This window comes from Yeosuana marina, assembly GCF_011762485.1.
GTDB lineage: Bacteria > Bacteroidota > Bacteroidia > Flavobacteriales > Flavobacteriaceae > Yeosuana > Yeosuana marina.
The window spans coordinates 261577-282647 of sequence record NZ_JAAKGI010000003.1 but is presented as its reverse complement, the minus strand read 5'-3'; the positions used below and the strand labels follow the sequence as shown (position 1 = coordinate 282647).

At 34.5% G+C, this 21071-nt stretch carries 13 protein-coding genes; 1 reads left to right on the top strand and 12 read right to left on the bottom strand.

Annotated elements, in window-relative coordinates:
- Positions 1-65 precede the first annotated feature (65 nt).
- The 12 genes from ruvB to G5V56_RS05790 form a co-directional block, all read right to left on the bottom strand.
- Positions 66-1088, bottom strand: a complete 1023-nt coding sequence (ruvB, locus tag G5V56_RS05845) for a Holliday junction branch migration DNA helicase RuvB (RefSeq protein WP_166962809.1) — start codon at positions 1086-1088, stop codon at positions 66-68.
- A gap of 90 nt (positions 1089-1178) precedes the next feature.
- Positions 1179-3065 (bottom strand): OmpA family protein, encoded by a 1887-nt coding sequence (locus tag G5V56_RS05840; RefSeq protein WP_166962807.1) that lies wholly within the window; start codon positions 3063-3065, stop codon positions 1179-1181.
- 18 nt (positions 3066-3083) lie between these two features.
- Positions 3084-4040, bottom strand: coding sequence for a PorP/SprF family type IX secretion system membrane protein (locus G5V56_RS05835; RefSeq protein ID WP_166962805.1), 957 nt, complete (start codon positions 4038-4040; stop codon positions 3084-3086).
- A gap of 26 nt (positions 4041-4066) precedes the next feature.
- Positions 4067-8794: a gliding motility-associated C-terminal domain-containing protein gene (locus G5V56_RS05830; protein ID WP_166962803.1), complete on the bottom strand. Its 4728-nt coding sequence runs from the start codon at positions 8792-8794 to the stop codon at positions 4067-4069.
- 269 nt (positions 8795-9063) lie between these two features.
- Positions 9064-10854, bottom strand: a complete 1791-nt coding sequence (locus tag G5V56_RS05825; protein ID WP_166962802.1) for a cytochrome c oxidase subunit I — start codon at positions 10852-10854, stop codon at positions 9064-9066.
- A gap of 30 nt (positions 10855-10884) precedes the next feature.
- The gene (locus G5V56_RS05820) at positions 10885-11952 is read right to left on the bottom strand and encodes a cytochrome c oxidase subunit II (protein ID WP_166962800.1); all 1068 of its coding nucleotides are present in this window, start codon (positions 11950-11952) and stop codon (positions 10885-10887) included.
- Positions 11953-11982: 30 nt separating this feature from the next.
- Entirely contained in the window at positions 11983-13353 is a 1371-nt protein-coding gene (locus G5V56_RS05815) for a quinol:cytochrome C oxidoreductase (RefSeq protein ID WP_166962798.1), read from the bottom strand.
- Positions 13354-13409: 56 nt separating this feature from the next.
- The gene (locus G5V56_RS05810; RefSeq protein WP_166962795.1) at positions 13410-13973 is read right to left on the bottom strand and encodes a c-type cytochrome; all 564 of its coding nucleotides are present in this window, start codon (positions 13971-13973) and stop codon (positions 13410-13412) included.
- Between the two features lie 8 nt (positions 13974-13981).
- On the bottom strand, positions 13982-14512 hold the full coding sequence (locus G5V56_RS05805) for a DUF3341 domain-containing protein (protein ID WP_166962793.1): 531 nt from the start codon (positions 14510-14512) through the stop codon (positions 13982-13984).
- A gap of 3 nt (positions 14513-14515) precedes the next feature.
- A complete protein-coding gene (nrfD, locus tag G5V56_RS05800) occupies positions 14516-15994 on the bottom strand; it encodes an NrfD/PsrC family molybdoenzyme membrane anchor subunit (protein WP_166962791.1) in 1479 nt (492 codons plus the stop codon).
- Between the two features lie 30 nt (positions 15995-16024).
- Positions 16025-19114, bottom strand: coding sequence for a TAT-variant-translocated molybdopterin oxidoreductase (locus G5V56_RS05795; protein ID WP_166962789.1), 3090 nt, complete (start codon positions 19112-19114; stop codon positions 16025-16027).
- A 30-nt stretch (positions 19115-19144) separates the two neighbouring features.
- Entirely contained in the window at positions 19145-20437 is a 1293-nt protein-coding gene (locus tag G5V56_RS05790; RefSeq protein WP_166962787.1) for a cytochrome c3 family protein, read from the bottom strand.
- 209 nt (positions 20438-20646) lie between these two features.
- Between G5V56_RS05790 and G5V56_RS05785 the strand changes: the two genes are divergently transcribed.
- Positions 20647-21045, top strand: a complete 399-nt coding sequence (locus G5V56_RS05785) for an SPOR domain-containing protein (protein ID WP_166962786.1) — start codon at positions 20647-20649, stop codon at positions 21043-21045.
- Positions 21046-21071: the final 26 nt, after the last annotated feature.

The following is a 21071-nucleotide window of genomic DNA, read 5'->3' as shown; positions in this document are numbered from 1 at the left end:
TACAATATTCTTATTTTTTCTAATAGTTATTAACTTAACTTTAAAAAAGAGCCTTAAATTTATGGCTAAAATAATCCACCCTGTGTACTGCCTTTTATTTTTCCTAGATGCTTATAAGCTAATTCAGTTACTTCTCTGCCACGAGGTGTGCGCATTATGAATCCTTGCTGAATTAAAAACGGTTCATACACTTCTTCAATGGTTTCAGAGCTTTCACTTACAGCGGTTGCGATGGTTGTGATTCCAACAGGTCCTCCTTTAAATTTATCAATAATGGTAGCTAGAATTTTATTATCCATTTCATCCAAACCATGAGCATCGACATTGAGTGCTTCTAAAGCGTATCTGGCAATTTTAATATCAATACTACCATTGCTTTTAATTTGTGCAAAATCCCGAACGCGACGCAACAAGGCATTAGCTATTCTTGGTGTTCCTCTACTACGTCCAGCAATTTCAATAGCTGCTTCCATAGACATAGGAACGTCTAAAATAGTAGCGCTTCGTTGTAAAATGGTCGTTAATAATTCTGTATTATAATATTGCAACCTACTTTGAATACCAAAACGAGCTCGCATGGGTGATGTTAGTAATCCTGAACGAGTCGTAGCTCCAATAAGGGTGAACGGATTTAAATTAATTTGAACAGTACGTGCGTTGGGACCAGATTCAATCATGATATCAATCTTATAATCTTCCATGGCAGAATACAAGTATTCTTCAACAATAGGGCTTAATCGATGAATCTCATCAATAAACAACACATCACGTTCGTCTAGATTGGTTAACAGTCCTGCTAAATCACCTGGTTTATCTAAAACGGGTCCAGAGGTTACCTTAATGCCTACATTTAACTCATTAGCAAGAATATGTGCTAAGGTTGTTTTACCTAATCCTGGAGGGCCGTGAAATAAAGTATGATCAAGCGCTTCACTTCTTTGATTTGCGGCTTGCACAAAAATTTGAAGATTCTCCAACACTTGGTCCTGACCTGTAAAATCATCAAATGATAAGGGTCTTAACTTTCTTTCTACATCATTTTCTTCTGGAGAAAAATGTTCGTTGGACGGATCTAGGTTTTCATTCATAACAAACAAATATAAAGAAAAAGCCTTTCTAAAAATAGAAAGGCTTTTTATAAATTTATTTATAAGATTCCTACCTTTGCAGGAATGTTGTTAATTTAAAATGGTGAACTCGCATCTTCTGTTAACATCATATTCTTCTTCGCTACAAATACCTTCTTTAACACACTTATTAAGTGGTTGCATTTCGCCATAACCAATACTTTTTAATCGGCTTCTATCAATACCCTGACTCACTAAATATTCTAACGTTGATGCTGCTCTTCGTTTAGATAAGTCTAAATTATATTGATCTGATCCACGAGCATCCGTATGTGCTGATACCTCAATTTCCATCGTTGGATATTTTTTCATTAAGTCAACTAAGACATTTAATGTTTTGGCCGCATCTTCACGAATATCAGATTTATCAAAGTCAAAGTAAATTTTATCTAATTCAACTTGTACAACTCCTTTGTCATTTTCTTTTACACGCTCTTCTGCATGTTCAAAAGACTCCAATGATAAATAAATGTTATGTTGAATCTTTCCTTCTTTATCTGTTGAAAACTCAACATCCTGCGGAATGTAAGCTTTACGCGTTCCTCTTACTTTATACTTTTTGTTAGGTGAAATTTTAAATAAGTAACTAGCAGTATCACCAACAAGTGAGTCTTGTATAACATTACCACCTTCATCAAATAAGGTAACTAACGATCCTGGTAGTAATTCTTTCGTGTTTTTATCTTGAACAATACCTTCTACAAGATATTTCGATAACATGTTTTCTTCTCTTCCAAAATAAAATATTTTATCATAACCAGATCTGTTTGAAGACACAAACCCTTTATTTTCTTTTTCTTTTATAACAAAAGCAAAATCATCTAGATTACTATTAATTGAACTTCCTAAGTTAACCGGTTTATCAAAAACACCATTCACCATATTACTTCTAAACACATCTAAACCACCAAAGCCTTCAAGGCCATTAGATGAAAAATATAATACACCATAATCACTTATAAACGGAAACTGTTCTCTGTGCTTCGTATTAATAGTTGGTCCTAAATTTTCTGGTTCTCCGTATGTTCCATCATCGTTAATAGCTACTTTATAAATATCAAAGCTTCCTAAAGTTCCTGGCATATCACTCGCAAAATACAATGTTTTTTCATCTTTGCTTAAAGCTGGATGCTCTGTACTAAATGCGTTTGATGTAAACGGTAATGCCGTAACATTAGTCCAATTACCATCAACCAATTCTGCTTTGTATATTTTAATTTGTGCAACGCGCTCATTATCTGTTTTTTTACGAGTTGTATTGGTTCTATTAAAATACATGGTTTTACCATCTTTTGAGAAAATGGCGTTACTCTCATGCGTCTCTGTATTTATAGCATCCGAAAATGGAGTAACATCCTTAACGCCTCCATCTTTAGTTAATGTAGCATAATACAAATCTAAATACGGTAATTCGTTCCAGGCATATGTTGGACTTTCAATGTTTCTTGTTGAAGCGAATGCTATTTTATCATCTCCATAAAAAGACGCCCCAAAATCACTCTTAGAGTTTGGATCATTTAATTGTTTAATATTAAATGTATGAGGTGTTGTTTGTTCGATGTTTTCAATAAATGCCATGGTATTGACGTCTTTATTGTAATAAATTCTTAAATACTTATCAGCATCTTTATAATTTTTCACCCCTTTTAAAGCTTGAGCATATCTAAAATAATACTCAAGATCCAGCGAATCTTTATAGGTAATGAATAATTCACGATAGTTTTTTATTGCCTTTTGAAGATTGGCATTATAATAATAACTATCTGCCAAATTTTGAAGCATTTCTTGTGTGTGCTCTTTGGTTTCGTAAATTTCAGCCGCTTCGTTATAAGCTCTCATTTCAAAAAGCTGATTGGCTCGTTTTAGGTTTCCTTTTTGAGCTAATGCAATTCCACTAACTAGTAAAAGGCTTGCAAATATGTACGTTTTTGTTTTCATAATTGTAATCATTAATAATTAGAAGAATCTTGGTGAACGATTATAACCACCTCTAAATCCGAATAAATCGATATCAAACAAAATAAATATTTCATGTGATCCTGAATTATAACTACTCAAATTAGTTGTTGTATAGTCATACGCATATCCAATTCTTAAATCTGGTGTCACTCTAAAATTAACCAAGGCACTTACAGCATCATCTAATCTATATCCCAAGCCAACTTCAAGTTTTTCATTAATTAACATATTGGCTGTCACATCAATTGCCAGTGGGGCTCCTTTTACAGCCTTTGCCATAAAAGCTGGTTTAAATTTTAGATTATCATTGACATCAAAAACATAACCTCCCGTTAAATAATAGTGAACACTTTGAACGCCTGTTGAAGCAATACCGTTTTCACTTTCAAGGTGTTTGGTTGACAACAAATTTGGTGCCGACAAACCTAGATAATAAGTATCTGTAAAATAGAAGGCTCCAATACCCAAATTAGGAAATGTTTTATTAATATTCTCGTTAAAAGCTATATCTGTACTCACATCACCAGACTGTAAAATAAAGCCATCAAAATTAGTGTTAAACATTGTGAATCCAGCTTTTAATCCTAATGACAAATGACTTTCTAAGCCTACTGGTAGTACATAAGCAAAATCGGCATAGATATTGTTTTCATCAACAACATCTCCAATATTGTCATTAGTAAATGATATCCCTAGCTCAATTTTATCATTAATTGGCTTATGAGCAAAAAAGGTTCCTGTTTTTGGAGCGCCTTCCATACCAACCCATTGCGTTCTGTAAAGTCCACCTAAATTTAATATGTCTTGCTCTGCCGTGGCATAAGCTGGGTTTATTACACTCATATTATACATATACTGCGTAAATTGAGGGTCTTGTTGTGCAAAGCCTTGAAAGGACAAGAGTGTCAAACTTAACAAAGCAGCTACTTTATGATATATATTTAAATTTTTCATGTTTCTTAAATTTTGATTTATATACATTATCTGCTTAAGTATAAGCGACCTTGTTCTGGTTTGTTTTCTCCATCATTAAATTTGAAAATATAGAAATAAACACCTACTGGAAGATCTCCTTTTACTAGAGTCCTTGCTTGATTTGATGTTCCATCAAATCTCGGGTTTGATGCCCTTCCTTTGTAAACAATATTTCCGTATCGGTTAAAGATTTCTATTTCAAAATTAGGATATAGAATATCTAAATTATTATAATCATAAGTGTCGTTAACACCATCTCCATTAGGTGAAAATCCGTCTGGCAATGCTATTTTACCACATGATGTTACATCTGGAGTAACTGCTAAACGCACACTACTTTCGCAGCCTGTTGAGGCATCGTATAATGCGGCATAATAGGTAACTCCATAACTTAATAATGAACTACTTGATAATGGTGAACCACCTGTTGCAACATCATACCAAATGACGTTATCTGTAGTAGAATTATATTCTGAAATATTTAATGTTAACTCCATGATTGTTGGATTATCATTAATACACAATTCAAGATTCGGATCTATAAGTGTTGGTGTTGGAGCATCATTTACCGTTACATTAACTTGAACGTTTTGTGATGACTCACAACCTGAACTATTTGTTTGAGTTGCAAAATAATCTTCACCATCAATCAAAGTATCTGTTGGATCTAATGGTGTTAATAGTGTTGCATCTGTATACCATTTGATTGTTCCTGTTGCAGATAAAGACGCATCCAAATCGGCAACCGTTGGGTTATTCTCTAAACAAAACTCTGGATTTGCAGTAACCACTGTAGGTGCAGAACTATCATCAACTGTTACTGTTATTTGTGCACTTGAATCTGTTGCGCAAGGTGAAATAGCAGAAACCGTGTAAGTATAGGTACCATTTGCATCTGTTAAAGGATCAAATACACCTGTTCCACTAGGTAGCGCTGGCGACCAAGTTCCTCCTGTTTGAGCATCAGTTCCTAAAAATGTAAATAAATCAGTAGGGCCATCAATCACACAAATTAAAACCGCATTATCAGTTCCTGCGTTTGGTGCTTGGGTTACAGTTACGTCTACTTTACTACTAAATGTTCCACACGCATTAGTTAATGAATACGTATAGGTTCCTTGAGCATCAACTAAAGGATCAAAAACTCCTGTTCCACTAGCCATAGCTGGTGACCAAGTTCCTCCTGTGTCAGCACTTCCTATAAGTGTAAACAAATCGGTAGTACCATTGTTGCTACAAACATCTAACGTATTATCTGTTCCTGCGCTAAGAGGTTCTTCTATAGTTACTGTTATTATGGTGCTGTCATCTACACATGGTGAAGAAGCAGATACATAATATGTAAATTGATATGTTCCTGCGCCGTTTACAGTAGCATCAAAAATGTTTCCTGCTAAAGCACCAGTTCCATCTGTATCTTGCCAAACACCTCCTGGATCTTGTGTTCCGTCTAATCCTGAATTTAAATCAATACTATTATTACCACTACACGCTACAATTGGCGTTGTATTTGCATTTCCCGCATTTGGTGATTGATAAATGGTTGCAGTTACTGCTGTTCTAGCTGAAGATTCACAACCTATAGTTTGTGTAGCGTAATATACTTGTCCATCAGCTAAAGCTGTGGTTCCTGATAAAGCAGTTCCTCCAGAAGGAACATCATACCATTGAACGGCTGTTCCTGTGGTGACTGCTAATTCTGATACAGTTGCTGCATCACAAAACTCTTGAGTTGGTGAAGCTGTTGGTGCTGGTGTATCGTTAATTATGATACTCACTGTTACATTTACATCATCACAACTTCCAATAGCAGCAACATCATACGTAAAGCTATATGTTCCAGCTGACAGACCATCAATAGTAACTGTATTGCCACTTAATGCTCCTGAACTATCATCATCTGCCCAAGTTCCTGTCTGGTCTTCCCCATCTAATAAATCAAATAAATTAACTGTTTGACCAGTTGTTACTTCTGCCTTACAAAATTCAGGGAATGTTGCTACAGGTGTTCCCGATTCTGGAGCATTATCTATTACAATAGTTACTGTAGTGTTATTTGAACATCCATTTGAATCGGTTATGCTGTATGAGAAATTATAGGTATTTACTACTAATTGACTCAAATCTAATGTGTTTCCACTTAAAGCTCCAGATATAGGTATCGTACTATCATCGCTCCAAGTTCCTCCTGAATCAACTGTTCCTGTTAAAAGTGTAAACAAATCAAAACTTGTATTTGTTAACGCTGAATCATTTTCACAAAATGGAGGTGGATTGTTCGCTATTCCTGTATTTGGTAGCGGATTAATAATGACTTGAACTGTAACTAATACATCATCACAACTTCCAATGGCATCAACATCATAAGTGAAATCATATGTTCCTGAAAGATATCCAGATAAATCAACAAGGTTAGAAGTTGTCGCTCCTAAATTATCTGTCCCTATATACCAAGTTCCTGTTAAGTCTGCTCCAGTTAACAAATCAAATAAATTATAACTTGATGGAGCCGAAGCTTCACAAAATTCAACTGGTGTGTTTGCTGTTCCTGATTCTGGTGCAGGATCTATTTGAATGGTAACTGTAGTGCTATTTGAACATCCGTTTGAATCGGTTATGCTGTATGAGAAATTATAAGTGTTTACTACTAATTGACTCAAATCTAATGTGTTTCCACTTAAAGCTCCAGATATAGGTGTCGTACTATCATCGCTCCAAGTTCCTCCTGAATCAACTGCTCCTGTTAAAAGGGTAAACAAATCAAAACTTGTATTTGTTAACGCTGAATCATTTTCACAAAATGGAGGTGGATTGTTCGCTGTTCCTGTATTTGGTAACGGATTAATAATGACTTGAACTGTAACTAATACATCATCACAACTTCCAATAGCATCAACGTCATAAGTAAAATTATATGTTCCTGAAAGATATCCTGATAAATCAACAAGGTTAGAAGTTGTTGCTCCTAAATTATCTGTCCCTATATACCAAGTCCCTGTTAAGTCCGCTCCAGTTAACAAATCAAATAAATTATAACTTGATGGAGCCGAAGCTTCACAAAATTCAACTGGTGTGTTTGCTGTTCCTGATTCTGGAGCTGGTAAAATTGTAATTGAAATCGTTTCATCATCTGTACAAGTCCCATTATCAACAGTATATGTAAAATTATATGGACTTCCTGTAACAGTAAAACCAGTAATATCCAAATTCAAAGGATCTGAAACGGTCGTGCTACTGGCGTCTGTCCAAATTCCTCCACTATCGTAAGGGGCTGTTAGAGCATCAAATAAATTAAAGGGAGAATTTGCTACTAGATCATTTTCACAAAATGTTTGGTTATTAGCTGTTCCTGCATTAGGGTCTGGCAAAACAATTACTTGAACAGTAGTTGATTCTTCTGCACAAATACTAGGTGATACATTTTGAGTATAAGTGAAGTTGTATGGACTTCCAGAAGCTGTTAAACTAGTTAAATCAATAGATGAGGTTATAACAGTACCTGTACTTAGTGTTCCTTCTGTCCATTGACCACCTGCATCTTCACTATCTAGTAAAGAAAACAAATCAAATGATGAAGGCAATCCTGATTCACAAAACGTTGCAGGATTTGCAGACGACGCCACTCCCGATGAAAATGTTTCATAGATTGTTATTGTAACTGACGAACTACTTTCTGGACAAGCTCCATTAGCTGGTACCGTATATGTAAAGGTATAAATACCAGGAGTAGTTAAAGTTGAAATGTCTACGGTTCCCTGAAAACCATTTGATGTTGGTCTAGGTCCTGACCATGTTCCTGTGGCATCAGCTCCCGAAAGTGAATCGAATAAATCAAAAACACTCGTTGGCACATTGTTTTGACAATAATCTAAACTACCTGAGGCACCTGGATTATTAGGCGTATTAATAGTAACTGTCACAGGGACTGCGTTACTGTCGCATAGAATCTCATCAATTTGAACATAATACGTATTACCGTCAACCAAAGGTGTTGATGTTGGTAATGCTGGCAGTATTGGGTCTCCATTCACATCAACACCTGCATACCAATTCACAGTAGAAACTGTTCCTGGATCTAAATCAGCAATTGTTGGGCTATTATCAATACAAAATTCTTGTGGACTTGCAGGAGTAGGATCTATAGGTGATAAAAATACACCGACTCTACCTTTCTCAATTTGACTTCTACAACCACCCGCATCATCAAACACAATATAATAATCTGCTACACCGAGAGGAATTAAATCTACACCATTAGCTTCATTAGTTAAACCTGAATCATAATAGACCTTTACACTGCCACCTGATGGAATACCTGGTTGCAATATTAAATCGATATAATCCTGAAAAATGGCATTTTCATTACTACAATAAAAACGGTCCCTATTTATAATTCCTGAATTACCTACAGAAAAGGCAATATCAATTTGAGATCTAGAACTACATGAACCAGAGCTATCCCCTGCATAATAAGTTCCTTCAGAAACTAATTGATTAGGATAAAAAATAGTTCCACCTGTGGCTGCACTATACCAAACAATACCTCCACCTGTGTCAGTAGCATAATCTGCACTTAAATCCGCAAACGTATAACCTGCTGCATCACAAATAGCTGGTGGTGTTGGATCTGCAATTGTAGGACATTGCGCATTGGCTGAAATTAATGTCCACATAAAGACAAAAATATAGGTCGTATATTTTAATACATGCCTAAAAAATAATTTTGTTTTCATATTCATCGTTAATTAGTTAGGTCGTTTTTACTTGAAGAATTATCATATTTGCTAACAGTAATTCTTACATATTTTTCTAACGACGTGCAATTTAACTATTTTTTTTGCATTTCATCGATTTTTTACATTTTTTTTACATTTTATCGTATAAATAAGCTTTTTACCGATAATTAAATATTATTTTTGTATTCTTTTTCTTTCTTTTTTGAATAAACCACAAAAAAAAGACTCATAGAAATGAGTCTTTTTTGTATATATGATACTATTTTTTAATGTTGTAGCTCTTCCTCACCTTCCATTAATGGAACATTTTGAGGAACAAAGTCTTCTTCGTGACCTGGCTTGCTATAATCATAAGACCAACGATATACATGTGGAATTTCTCCTGGCCAGTTACCATGAATATGAGCGACAGGTGTTGTCCATTCCAATGTAGTAGACCTCCATGGATTTTGAACTGCTTTCTTTCCATAGAACATACTACTAAAGAAATTATATAAGTAAATGATTTGCACTACACCTCCTATTAATGCAAAAACTGTAATAACAACATTAACATTAGCTAAATCATCAAATAATGGAAAGTTTGTATTTTCATAATAACGTCTCGGTAATCCAGCCATTCCTATAAAATGCATTGGAAAGAAAACACCATATGCACAAATAGCAGTTATCCAAAAGTGAATATAGCCTAAGTTTTTATTCAACATTCTACCAAACATTTTTGGATACCAATGATAGATTCCAGCAAACATACCATATAAAGCAGATATACCCATTACCAAGTGAAAGTGTGCTACTACAAAATAGGTATCATGAACATTAATGTCTAAAGCACTGTCACCAAGAATAATTCCCGTTAAACCTCCCGTTATGAACGTAGATACAAATCCGATAGCAAATAACATGGCAGGATTCATTTGTAAATTCCCTTTCCATAATGTTGTTATCCAGTTGAATGCTTTTACAGCAGATGGTATTGCTATTAATAAGGTAGTAAATGTAAAAACAGATCCTAGGAATGGATTCATTCCCGATACAAACATATGGTGACCCCATACTATAGTCGATAAAAATGCGATCGCTAATATAGACGCAATCATAGCTCTGTAACCAAAAATGGGTTTACGTGAACTTGAAGCCATAATTTCAGATACTAGCCCCATAGCTGGTAAAATAACAATGTAAACTTCGGGATGTCCTAAGAACCAAAATAAATGTTCAAACAAGACAGGAGATCCTCCATGGTAATGTAACACTTCGCCTTGAATAAATATATCTGATAAGAAGAATGACGTTCCAAAACTTCTATCCATAATCAATAGTAAAGCAGCAGATAATAATACTGGAAAAGAAATTACACCAATAACAGCAGTAATAAAAAATGTCCAAATAGTTAATGGTAATCTCGTCATAGACATGCCTTTGGTACGCAAGTTTAAAACAGTTACAATATAATTAAGAGAACCCATCAATGAGGAAGCTATAAATATTGCCATCGAGACTAACCATAGTGTCATACCCAACCCAGAGCCTCCTTGCGCCATAGGCAAAGCACTTAATGGTGGATAAATAGTCCACCCAGCAGCTGCTGGCCCTGCTTCCACAAACAAGGAGAAAACCATAATAACACTAGATAGAAAAAATAACCAGTAAGAAATCATGTTTAAAAACCCTGATGCCATATCTCGTGCACCAATTTGCAACGGAATTAATAAGTTACTAAAGGTACCACTAAGCCCTGCTGTTAGTACAAAGAAAACCATAATAGTTCCATGTATGGTAACTAAGGCTAAGTAAATATCAGAACTCATGACACCATCTGGTGCCCATTTGCCTAATACTGCTTCAAACAATACATTTGGTTGTTCTGGCCATGCTAATTGCATTCTAAACATCATGGACATAAATACACCAATAACTCCCATAATAGTACCTGTAATAAGGTACTGCTTAGCAATCATCTTATGATCCTGACTAAAAATATATTTAGTTACAAAGGTTTCTTTATGATGATGTCCATGGTCTTCGTGAGCGTGAGTATCTTCGTGTGCTGACATAATCTTATTTCGTATTTATCTTTTTTAAAATTACTTAATTAGAGAGTTTTTGAAAACTTTTTGTTCTTTCATCCAAGCATCAAAATCTTCTTGGCTTTCAACTATTATTTTCATCTGCATATTGTAGTGAGACTTACCACAAATTTTATTACATAATAATAAGTAGTCAAATTCATAACGATCCAAAGCTGTCTCACCCTTGGCAACCAAATCTTTACTTTTTTCTACTCTAATTTCATTAATGTGCGCCACTTTATCTTGTATTTCAGGTCTTTGACGCATTTCAGCTGTTGTAACAGTAGGTGTAAAACCAAACTGTGTTATCATACCTGGCACACAATTCATTTGGGCTCTAAAGTGAGGCATATATGCTGAGTGCAGTACATCTTGTGAACGCATTTTAAAAAGTACTGGTCTTCCTACCGGTAAATGTAATTCTTTAGTAATCACATCATCTTGACCATAAGGGTCTGCCTCATCAACACCTAATACATTTGCATGATCTATATCAATCAAACGCACATTTGCTTTACCTAAAGTATTATCTTCTCCTGCATAACGAGCCGTCCAATTAAACTGTTGCGCATATAATTCTATAACCATAGGATCATCATCTTGATTGATACCCATAATTGTAATCCATGTATTCAAACCATAGATAATAAGACCTGCCAATACAATAACAGGGATAATTGTCCAAATTGCCTCCAATTTGTTGTTGTCTGCAAAGAATAATGCTTTTTTACCCTTTTCACCTTTATATTTATAAGCAAAATAATACAGTAGAAATTGTGTAATAGTTTGTACAATAAAAATTAAGGTTAAAGAGATAATCATTAAATTATCAATTTTCGGACCATGTGCTGATGCTGAATTAGATAATAATGGTAAATCTCCCCATTTTATAAAAGAATAAATTGTAATACCATAAATGAAGGCTAAAAAGCCCATCATTAAATATCCATTCATTCTATTATCCTTATCGCTGGCAACTTCAGTATTTTCGTTTTTAGCTTGAGCTAAATCAAAAATTTTAACCATTTGCCAAATGGCTACTAAAATAAATACTAAAACTATTATTGTTAATAAAGCAGTCATTGTTATCGTTCGTCTTTATTTAAATCTTAATTAATAATGGTAATGTTCACTTTCCTCTATAAAAGGATTTCCTTCTGGATGTAATTTTACTTTTGATAACCCGGTACCAACAACTAATATAAACAAACCTAAGAAGAAACTAATACTAGCTATTTCAGTAATTCCAAATGACCAGTTAAGTCCAACTGTAGATGGCATTACTAACAAGAATATATCAATATAATGGCCAACTAAAATTGCTATTCCGGCAATAACAATAAACCATGGGACTCTTTTAAAATCACTATTCATCAATATTAGAATAGGAAATACAAAATTTAAAACTAACATACCAAAAAATAATAAGTTATATTCTTGAATACGTAACACAAAATAAACTACTTCTTCCGGCATATTAGCATACCATATAAGCATAAATTGGTCAAACCACAAATACGTCCAGAAAATACTAAACGCAAACATGAATTTTGCCAAATCATGTAAGTGGCTGTTGTTTATAAAATCCGCTAGTCCTTTACTTTTTAAATATATGGTTACTAATGCAATTACTGTAATCGCTGATACAAACATACTAGCAAACACATACCAAGCAAATAATGTACTGTACCAATGCGGTGTCATAGACATAAACCAATCCCAAGACATTAATGATTCAGTAACAATAAAAAACAATAAGAAAAATACTGATATTTTAAAATTCTTGCGATAAGGCTTTAAATCTGTTGCCGATTCTTGAGCTGAATTTTTACGAGAAAAATAACGATATAAATTCCATCCTAGTAAATAAATTATAGCTCTAATTACAAAAAATGGAAAATTGAGAAATCCTGATTTTCCTTGTAATATTTTATCACCTGCAACCAATTCTTCATTTTGCCAAGGATAAAAATGTGTTCCTGCTAAAAGTACAATTAACACAACAATAATAGAACCCGGTAATAAATATGAGGTAATACCTTCTATAACTCTAAACAATACTGGAGACCATCCTGCCTGAGCGACATATTGGATAGCATAAAAGACTAACGCTCCCAAAGCAATCATAAAAAAGAAAAATGCTGAGACCAAAGTTGCTGACCATGGTTTTGTTTGCAACTGGTGCAGAACATGTTCAAGGTGATTACCATGATGTTGTTCGTCCATTTGCTGTTCATGATGTTCCATGGTGGCATCTGCAAAACCTTCTTCACCACGAGCTTGATCTACAAAGCTTTCTTTATTTGTGTCTTCATGTTCAGACATGGCAGCTTCTCCTCCATGATGGCTTTCTTGTGCAGCCAATATTTCCTTTACATCTTCAACCGTTGATGGCGTATTTAAAAACCCATAAGTTAAGCCCACAAGTCCTAATACCATAAGAACGATAGAAAATAATTTTAATTTACCAGATAGCTTGTACATACTAAAAATATATAATGCAGGTTATTTTTTATTACTATTAATTTTGCTTTTAAAACTTATTTTGTTCCTTCAAGCTTTTGTTTTAAATCTAACACATAGGCCACAACTTCCCAGCGTTCTTTTTCACTTAGCTGATTTTTGTATGATCCCATAGCATTTTTACCATAATAAATTACATGATAGATACTACCTTCATCAATAGCTCTTGCTGGATCATCATATCTAGGAACTCCTAAGATTTTTTCACGTTTAACTAAATTTCCTTGTCCATCACCTTTTGTTCCATGGCAAATAGCACAATAAATATCAAACAGAACTTTAGCATTGTCTAAATCAACTTGTGTTGAATCCAACGGACTTTTTAAGGTTTCCTTTGCTAAATTATAGCCTTCTGTTGAGTTTTCATATTCAAAAAGGCTGTGTCCTCTGGCAATAGTCCCTTCAGGAGACACTTGTGCTTCAACTCCATTGGCGAAGGCTTTAGATTCGCTGTATGTTTCGTATCCTACGGACTGATACATATTAGGCATGTATTGATAATTGGGCACCGAATCTTTTTTACAAGATGTAAACGATACTAAAACGACTAATATTACTAATATTTTAATTAAGCTTTTCATAGTATTCATTAATGGGCTTTATCAACTAAATTTATTTCAACAGCACCTGTCTCTAAAAGTAACTTTTTTAGATCTTCTTCATTTCCATCCACAGGAATTTCCATTAAAAAGTGATCATCTGTTGTTCTTGGATCAGGATTCTCTGGTTTTTTAAATGGCCATATTTTACTTCTTAAATAAAAGGTAATCACCATTAAATGCGCAGCAAAAAATACAGTAAGTTCAAACATGATAGGGATAAAAGCTGGCATATTGTGAAAATATGTAAAACTTGGTTTACCACCAATATTTTGTGGCCAGTCCTCAATCATCATATAATTCATCATTACAATTGCAACAGTCAAACCTGTTAATCCGTATAAGAATGATGCAATAGCTATACGTGTTGGGGCTAACCCCATTGCTTTATCTAATCCATGTACAGGAAAAGGTGTAAATATTTCCTCAATATGATATCGTTCGGCCTTCACTTTTTTAACGGCTGCCATTAAAATATCATCATCGTTATAAATAGCGTGAATTACTTTTGAAGCTTCCATATGCTACTCGTTGTTTTTTGTTTGGTTAGCGTCTTCTCCTGAAACATATTTTCCAGATGTTCTTTCATCTATAGCTGCTCCAGCCAAACTCTCACCTGATTCTCTTATTCTTTTATATCGTTGTCCAGAAGATTTTAATATTGTTTTTACCTCTGCTTGTGCAATTACAGGAAATGTTCTTGCATACAGTAAAAATAATACAAAGAAAAAACCTATTGTTCCTATAAATATTCCTATATCGACAAATGTAGGTTGAAACATGGTCCATCCAGATGGAGTTCTTCCTTTACTTAAATCAACCACAATAATATTAAAACGCTCAAACCACATACCAATGTTTATGACTAATGCCACAACAAAAGTCCACATAATATTACGTCTTAATTTTTTAACCCATAAGGTTAAAGGCACAATAAAGTTACAGGTTATCAATGCCCAAAACGCCCACCAATATGGTCCAGTAGCGGCTCCATACGATAAGTATGTATAGTTTTCGTATGAACTTCCAGAGTACCATCCAATAAAATATTCAGTAATATAAGCGATACTAACAATACCGCCAGTTAACAGAATTACTTTATTCATATATTCAATATGCAACAATGTAATATAATCTTCAAGATTAGATACTTTACGCATCACAATTAATAATGTTTGCACCATTGCAAATCCAGAAAAAATAGCACCAGCCACAAAGTAAGGTGGAAAAATAGTACTATGCCAACCTGGAACCACCGATGTAGCAAAGTCAAATGATACAATAGTATGCACAGAAAGTACTAATGGTGTTGCTAAACCAGCCAATACCAAAGATACTTCTTCAAAACGTTGCCAGTCTTTAGTACGACCAGACCAACCAAAACTTAATAACGTATATATTTTCTTTTGAAATGGTTTCACTGAACGATCACGAATCATTGCGAAATCTGGAAGTAATCCTGTCCACCAAAACACTAATGATACTGATAAGTATGTTGAAATTGCAAACACATCCCAAAGCAACGGTGAGTTGAAGTTTACCCATAGGGATCCAAATTGGTTTGGTATAGGTAAAACCCAATAAGCTAACCAAGGGCGTCCCATATGTATGATTGGGAATAATCCAGCTTGAACAACTGCAAATATAGTCATGGCTTCAGCAGAACGGTTTACAGCCATTCTCCATTTTTGGCGGAATAATAATAGTACCGCAGAAATAAGTGTTCCTGCGTGACCGATACCTACCCACCATACAAAGTTGGTAATATCCCAAGCCCAACCGATAGTTTTATTTAATCCCCAAACTCCAATACCTGTAGAAACAGTATAAATAATACAACCTAATCCCCAAAGAAAGGCAACTAGTGCTATAGTAAATACTATCCACCAAGATTTATTTGCTTTTCCTAAAACAGGCGCTCCAACATCAACACTAATGTCATGATAGGATTTTTCCCCAATAACTAAAGGTTCTCTTATAGGTGCTTCGTAATGTGACGACATATTTTTAAATAATTATCTTAATTCAAATTTTTATGATTCTGTTGTATTTTTCACTTTAACCTGATACATGACATTAGGCTTGGTTCCAACGCTTTCCAGTAGGTGATACATTCTATCGTCTTGAACCTTTTCTACAATTTTAGAATCTTTATTATTAACATCTCCAAATACCATGGCTCCATTATTACATGCAGCAGAACAAGCCGTTTGGAATTCCCCATCTTTTACTTCACGTCCATCTCTTTTAGCGTCTAAAATAGTTTTTTGAGTTTTTTGAATACACATAGAACATTTTTCCATCACCCCTCTTGAACGTACAACAACATCTGGGTTTAAAACCATACGTCCTAAATCATCATTCATATAGTAATCAAACTCATCATTCTCGTTATATAAGAACCAATTGAAACGACGTACTTTGTACGGACAGTTATTTGCACAATAACGTGTACCAACACAACGGTTATATGCCATGTGGTTTTGACCTTGCCTACTATGAGACGTGGCTGCTACTGGGCATACCGTTTCACAAGGCGCATGGTTACAGTGTTGACACATTACTGGTTGAAACGCAACTTCTGGATTGTCGTAAGACTGGGTTTCAATTCTTGTATATGGTTCAAAAGCAGGTAGGTTTTCTAAATCTTCCTGTTCTTGCTTAAATGTATCATTTGATGAGTAGTAACGGTCTATACGCAACCAGTGCATATCTCTAAATTTACGCACTTCTTCTTTTCCTACAACAGGCACGTTATTTTCGGAGTGACAAGCTATCACGCAAGCACCACATCCTGTACAGGCATTTAAATCTATTGATAAGTTAAAATGGTGTCCAATAGAGGTATCATACCCTAACCAGATATCTGCATTCTTATCCGTTGTTGCAATTTCATTATGATCATAACTTACACCTTCCTTTTCATTCCAGTGTTCTTTATGTTCAGTATTAAAAATTTCTAGGGTTGTTTCTTTTATGATATCACCCCTACCAACCATTGTGTTTTGTAGTTGCACACAAGCAAACTCATGCTCACCAAAAGTTAACTCAACAGTTACGTCTTGTATATTATCAAAATTTTGGTATAATTTATATGCATTAACACCCGTTTTCATTTCATCCTTTAAACCAGATGTTCTTCCGTATCCCAAAGCTAAACCAACAGATCCTTTTGCTTGACCCGGTTGAATAATAACAGGCACTTTAAGCGTTACTCCATTTACAGTAACATTTGCGTAACTACCATTTAATGCTCCATTTGAAACATGCTTGTTTTCTAAATTTAAGGCATCGGCGTCAAATTTTGAAATTGTTAAGTAGTTATCCCAAGATGTTCTTGTAATAGGATCTGGAAACTCTTGTAACCAAGGATTATTGGCTTGTTGACCATCTCCCATTCCTATTTTAGTATACAAAGTCAACTCTAAAGGAGCAGATTTTGCTGATGCAGCTAACGCTCTTGCTGCATCTCCTGATGGTGTTTCAGCTTCGCCTTCGTTAGATGCTGTTGTTGTATCTTCTGTTTCGGTAGCAATTGCTCCAACAAAGACACCATCATGTAATGCTTGATTGAATGGATTTCCATTTAAAATACTGGTTCCCCAAGTATCCTTAATGTAGTCATGATAAGATATGTCTTTCCCTATCCATTTCAATAACGTTTCTTGAAACTGTCTTGTATTAAATAATGGACGAATAGTAGGCTGAGTTAAGCCGAAGTGTCCTTTTTTAATTTCAGCATCACCCCATGACTCTAAGTAGTGAGGAGTAGCTGCTATATATTGAGCTTCAGCAGACGTTTCATCTTCTTTCATTGAAAACGCAACTGATAATTCTGTATTTTTTAGTCCTTCAGCAAAATCTGAAGCATTAGGTAATGTATATAATGGATTAACCCCATTCATGATAATAGCTCCAACTTTTCCCGCTTTCATATCTGCAACTAAAGTCATCACAGCTTTATCACTACCTTGTCTAGATTTTATTGGTGTAGCTTTATCAAAAACTTTACTATTTAAGTACTCGTTAATTTCAAGCACAACAGTTTGTGCATTAAAGTCTTGAATTCCTGTAACTACAACCCCTTTACTGCCAGCTCTTTTTAATTGAGACGCTGCCTTTTTAACGGCTTCTTCAACAGCTTCTGGTAAGTTTCCTGTAACAGAGCCACCAACTACGTAACTATATAATTTAGCTAAAGCTATCTTTTGCTCACTAGGCGTTAAAGGCACACGCTTATCTGCATTAGCACCTGTTAAAGACATATTTGACTCAAACTGGATATGACGCGACATTTTACCGTTTTGTGGTATTCTGCTTTTAGAATATCCAGAATCAAATCCGCCTCCTTGCCAATCTCCTAAGAAATCAGCTCCAATAGATACAATAGTTTCTGCTTTAGAAAAATCGTAATTAGGTAAAGCACGTTCACCATACTTTGCTTGATAAGCATCTAAAGTAGATGATTCTGAAACAGCATCATAAACGACATGACGTACATTGCCATATTGCTCCTTGAATTCTGCAATTAATCTACTTGTTGATGGACTAGCAAACGTCTGAGTTAATAAAACAATCTCTTTACCTGACTCTTTTAAACTATTCAGTTTATTAATAACATCTGTGTCTAATTCATCCCAAGAAATAACACTTCCTTCTTTTTTAGGATTTTGAACTCTTAGGCTATCATACAACCCTAAAATTGACGCATTAACTCTTGCATTGGCTCCACCGTTTGCAAGAGCTAAGGTGTTTCTTTCAATTTTAATTGGACGACCCTCTCGAGTTTTTACTAAAACACTTGCGAAATCATAACCGTCTGCAATAGTAGTCGCATAATAATTTGCTACACCTGGAATAATTTCCTCTGGTTGCACTACATAAGGTATTGATTTAATAACAGGACCTTCACAAGCTGCCAATGAAACAGCAGCTGTACTGAAACCTACATATTTTAAGAAATCGCGACGTGTTGTTGAAGAAGCTCTTAAAGAATCTTTATTACCTAAAAATTCATCAGTAGGAATTTCTTCGACAAACTCGTTTTGTTTTAGCGCCTCAACAATAGAGCTGTTTTCGTTAAGCTCTTCAACACTTTTCCAGTATTTCTTGTTTGATGACATATTATATAATTGAATTACTTCTTAAATAAATTAATAATGACATTTTCCACACTCTAAACCACCCATTTGTGCTTCAGTTAACTCATCTACACCATATTTTTTAGACAACTCTTCATGTATCTTTTTGTAATACCCATTGTCTTTCATTTTAACATTAGTAGTTCTGTGACAATCAATACACCATCCCATAGTTAATGGCGCGAATTGTTGTACAATTTCCATTTCTTGAACTGGCCCATGACAGGTTTGACATTCCACTCCCGCAACTGTAACGTGTTGTGAATGATTAAAATAAACAAAATCAGGTAAATTATGAATTCGAACCCATTTTACTGGTGTAGACTCTCCCGTATATTGTTGATTGGCATCATCCCAACCTGCTGCGGCATATAGTTTTTTAATTTCTCCATCGTAAAATTCTTTACTATACTCTAAAGAAGTTTCTCCTTTATATTCATAAATTGATTTATGACAATTCATACATACATTCAACGAAGGAATTCCTGAAGTTTTACTAACTCTTGCTGAAGAGTGACAATATTTACAATCAATTGCATTGTCACCAGCATGAATTTTATGTGAGAAATGAATAGGTTGAACTGGCTGATAACCTTGATCTACCCCAATCTGCATCAAATAGCCATACACAAAATAAGCACTCGACAACAATAAGAAAATTACGGTAACTAATACCAAAAATTGATTTTGAGCAAAAGCCTTCCAAAGCGGAGTTCTTTGAGTTTCTGGTAAGTCGATTCCTTTAACGGCAGCAAAACGACGAAGTGTTTTGTTTACCATATACAGGCCTATAGCCAATAATAAAAATAGAATTCCTAAAGCACCTAAAATAAGATCATTTGAAATAGCAAAACCATCTTGATTTTGATTGCCTGTTGTAGCTGGTTGAGCTGCTGCTGGCGCAGGCTCTTCTTTTTTCTGAGCCGTATACGCTAAAATATCATCAATATCTTTGTTAGATAATTGAGGAAAGGCTGTCATTGCGGTTTGGCCATACTCATTATAGATCTTGTTTGCGTATGCATCTCCTGATTTAATAACTCCAGCACTGTTATGAATCCAAGCATAAATCCACTCTCTGTCCAATCCTGCGTCGTTAGCTATACGCTCTTCAATATTACGTAAAGCAGGTCCTGTCATCTTTTTATCAAGTTGATGGCATGCTGCACAATTGGCATTAAATAATGATTTCCCTTTTGCTGGATCTCCTTCCTGAGCTGAAAGTGAGGTTGAGAACGCTAATAAAATAATTAAACTTAAACGTAAAAAGCCCATGTTTAATCTACAGTGAGTCACCTGTCTCATATTATTGGTTGAATTAACTTCTAAACTTTGGTATGATTTTTTCTTGTTAAAGAGAAAAACCTAGTTATAAAACGTAGGCAAAAATAATATTTAAAGTCGATTACCGAAACGCAGTTAAGCGATATTTATTAATTTAGAAGGATTCTAAATAATAAAAGCTACTACAATTAAGTTATTAACTTATACATTTGCATAAAATATAATTAAAAATGAAAATATTGAATTTAAAACTTACACTAATAGCTATCTTTTGTTATGCATCACTAACATCCCACAGCTATGCACAACAAGGAACTGTGACAATAAATCAAGATAAAAATATAGACGTTTTATTGAATCTAAAGAAAGAAATTAACAAAACAGATACTGATTATTATAAAATTCAAATATATTCTGGTAGTCATAGATCTGAAGCTGAAGATACTCAATCTAAATTTAATTCAACATTTTCTCAGTGGGACTCTAAAATATTGTACGAATATCCTAATTTTAAAATTTGGACTGGTAGTTTTATCACACGTTTAGAGGCTGACAGGGCTTTTAGAGACATTAAAACAAAATTTCCAAACGCATTGATTCTTAAGCCTAAGAAATCAAATAAAAAATAGTTTTAGTAAAGTATAGCCATAAAAAA

Excerpts from the sequence above, each read along its gene's own strand:
- G5V56_RS05830 (WP_166962803.1), bottom strand. The coding sequence starts at position 8,794 with ATGAAAACAAAATTATTTTTTAGGCATGTATTAAAATATACGACCTAT.
- G5V56_RS05790 (WP_166962787.1), bottom strand. The coding sequence starts at position 20,437 with ATGAGACAGGTGACTCACTGTAGATTAAACATGGGCTTTTTACGTTTA.
- G5V56_RS05820 (WP_166962800.1), bottom strand. The coding sequence starts at position 11,952 with ATGACTGCTTTATTAACAATAATAGTTTTAGTATTTATTTTAGTAGCC.
- G5V56_RS05840 (WP_166962807.1), bottom strand. The coding sequence starts at position 3,065 with ATGAAAACAAAAACGTACATATTTGCAAGCCTTTTACTAGTTAGTGGA.
- G5V56_RS05815 (WP_166962798.1), bottom strand. The coding sequence starts at position 13,353 with ATGTACAAGCTATCTGGTAAATTAAAATTATTTTCTATCGTTCTTATG.
- G5V56_RS05785 (WP_166962786.1), top strand. The coding sequence starts at position 20,647 with ATGAAAATATTGAATTTAAAACTTACACTAATAGCTATCTTTTGTTAT.
- G5V56_RS05810 (WP_166962795.1), bottom strand. The coding sequence starts at position 13,973 with ATGAAAAGCTTAATTAAAATATTAGTAATATTAGTCGTTTTAGTATCG.
- G5V56_RS05805 (WP_166962793.1), bottom strand. The coding sequence starts at position 14,512 with ATGGAAGCTTCAAAAGTAATTCACGCTATTTATAACGATGATGATATT.
- G5V56_RS05795 (WP_166962789.1), bottom strand. The coding sequence starts at position 19,114 with ATGTCATCAAACAAGAAATACTGGAAAAGTGTTGAAGAGCTTAACGAA.
- ruvB (WP_166962809.1), bottom strand. The coding sequence starts at position 1,088 with ATGAATGAAAACCTAGATCCGTCCAACGAACATTTTTCTCCAGAAGAA.
- nrfD (WP_166962791.1), bottom strand. The coding sequence starts at position 15,994 with ATGTCGTCACATTACGAAGCACCTATAAGAGAACCTTTAGTTATTGGG.
- G5V56_RS05825 (WP_166962802.1), bottom strand. The coding sequence starts at position 10,854 with ATGTCAGCACACGAAGATACTCACGCTCACGAAGACCATGGACATCAT.
- G5V56_RS05835 (WP_166962805.1), bottom strand. The coding sequence starts at position 4,040 with ATGAAAAATTTAAATATATATCATAAAGTAGCTGCTTTGTTAAGTTTG.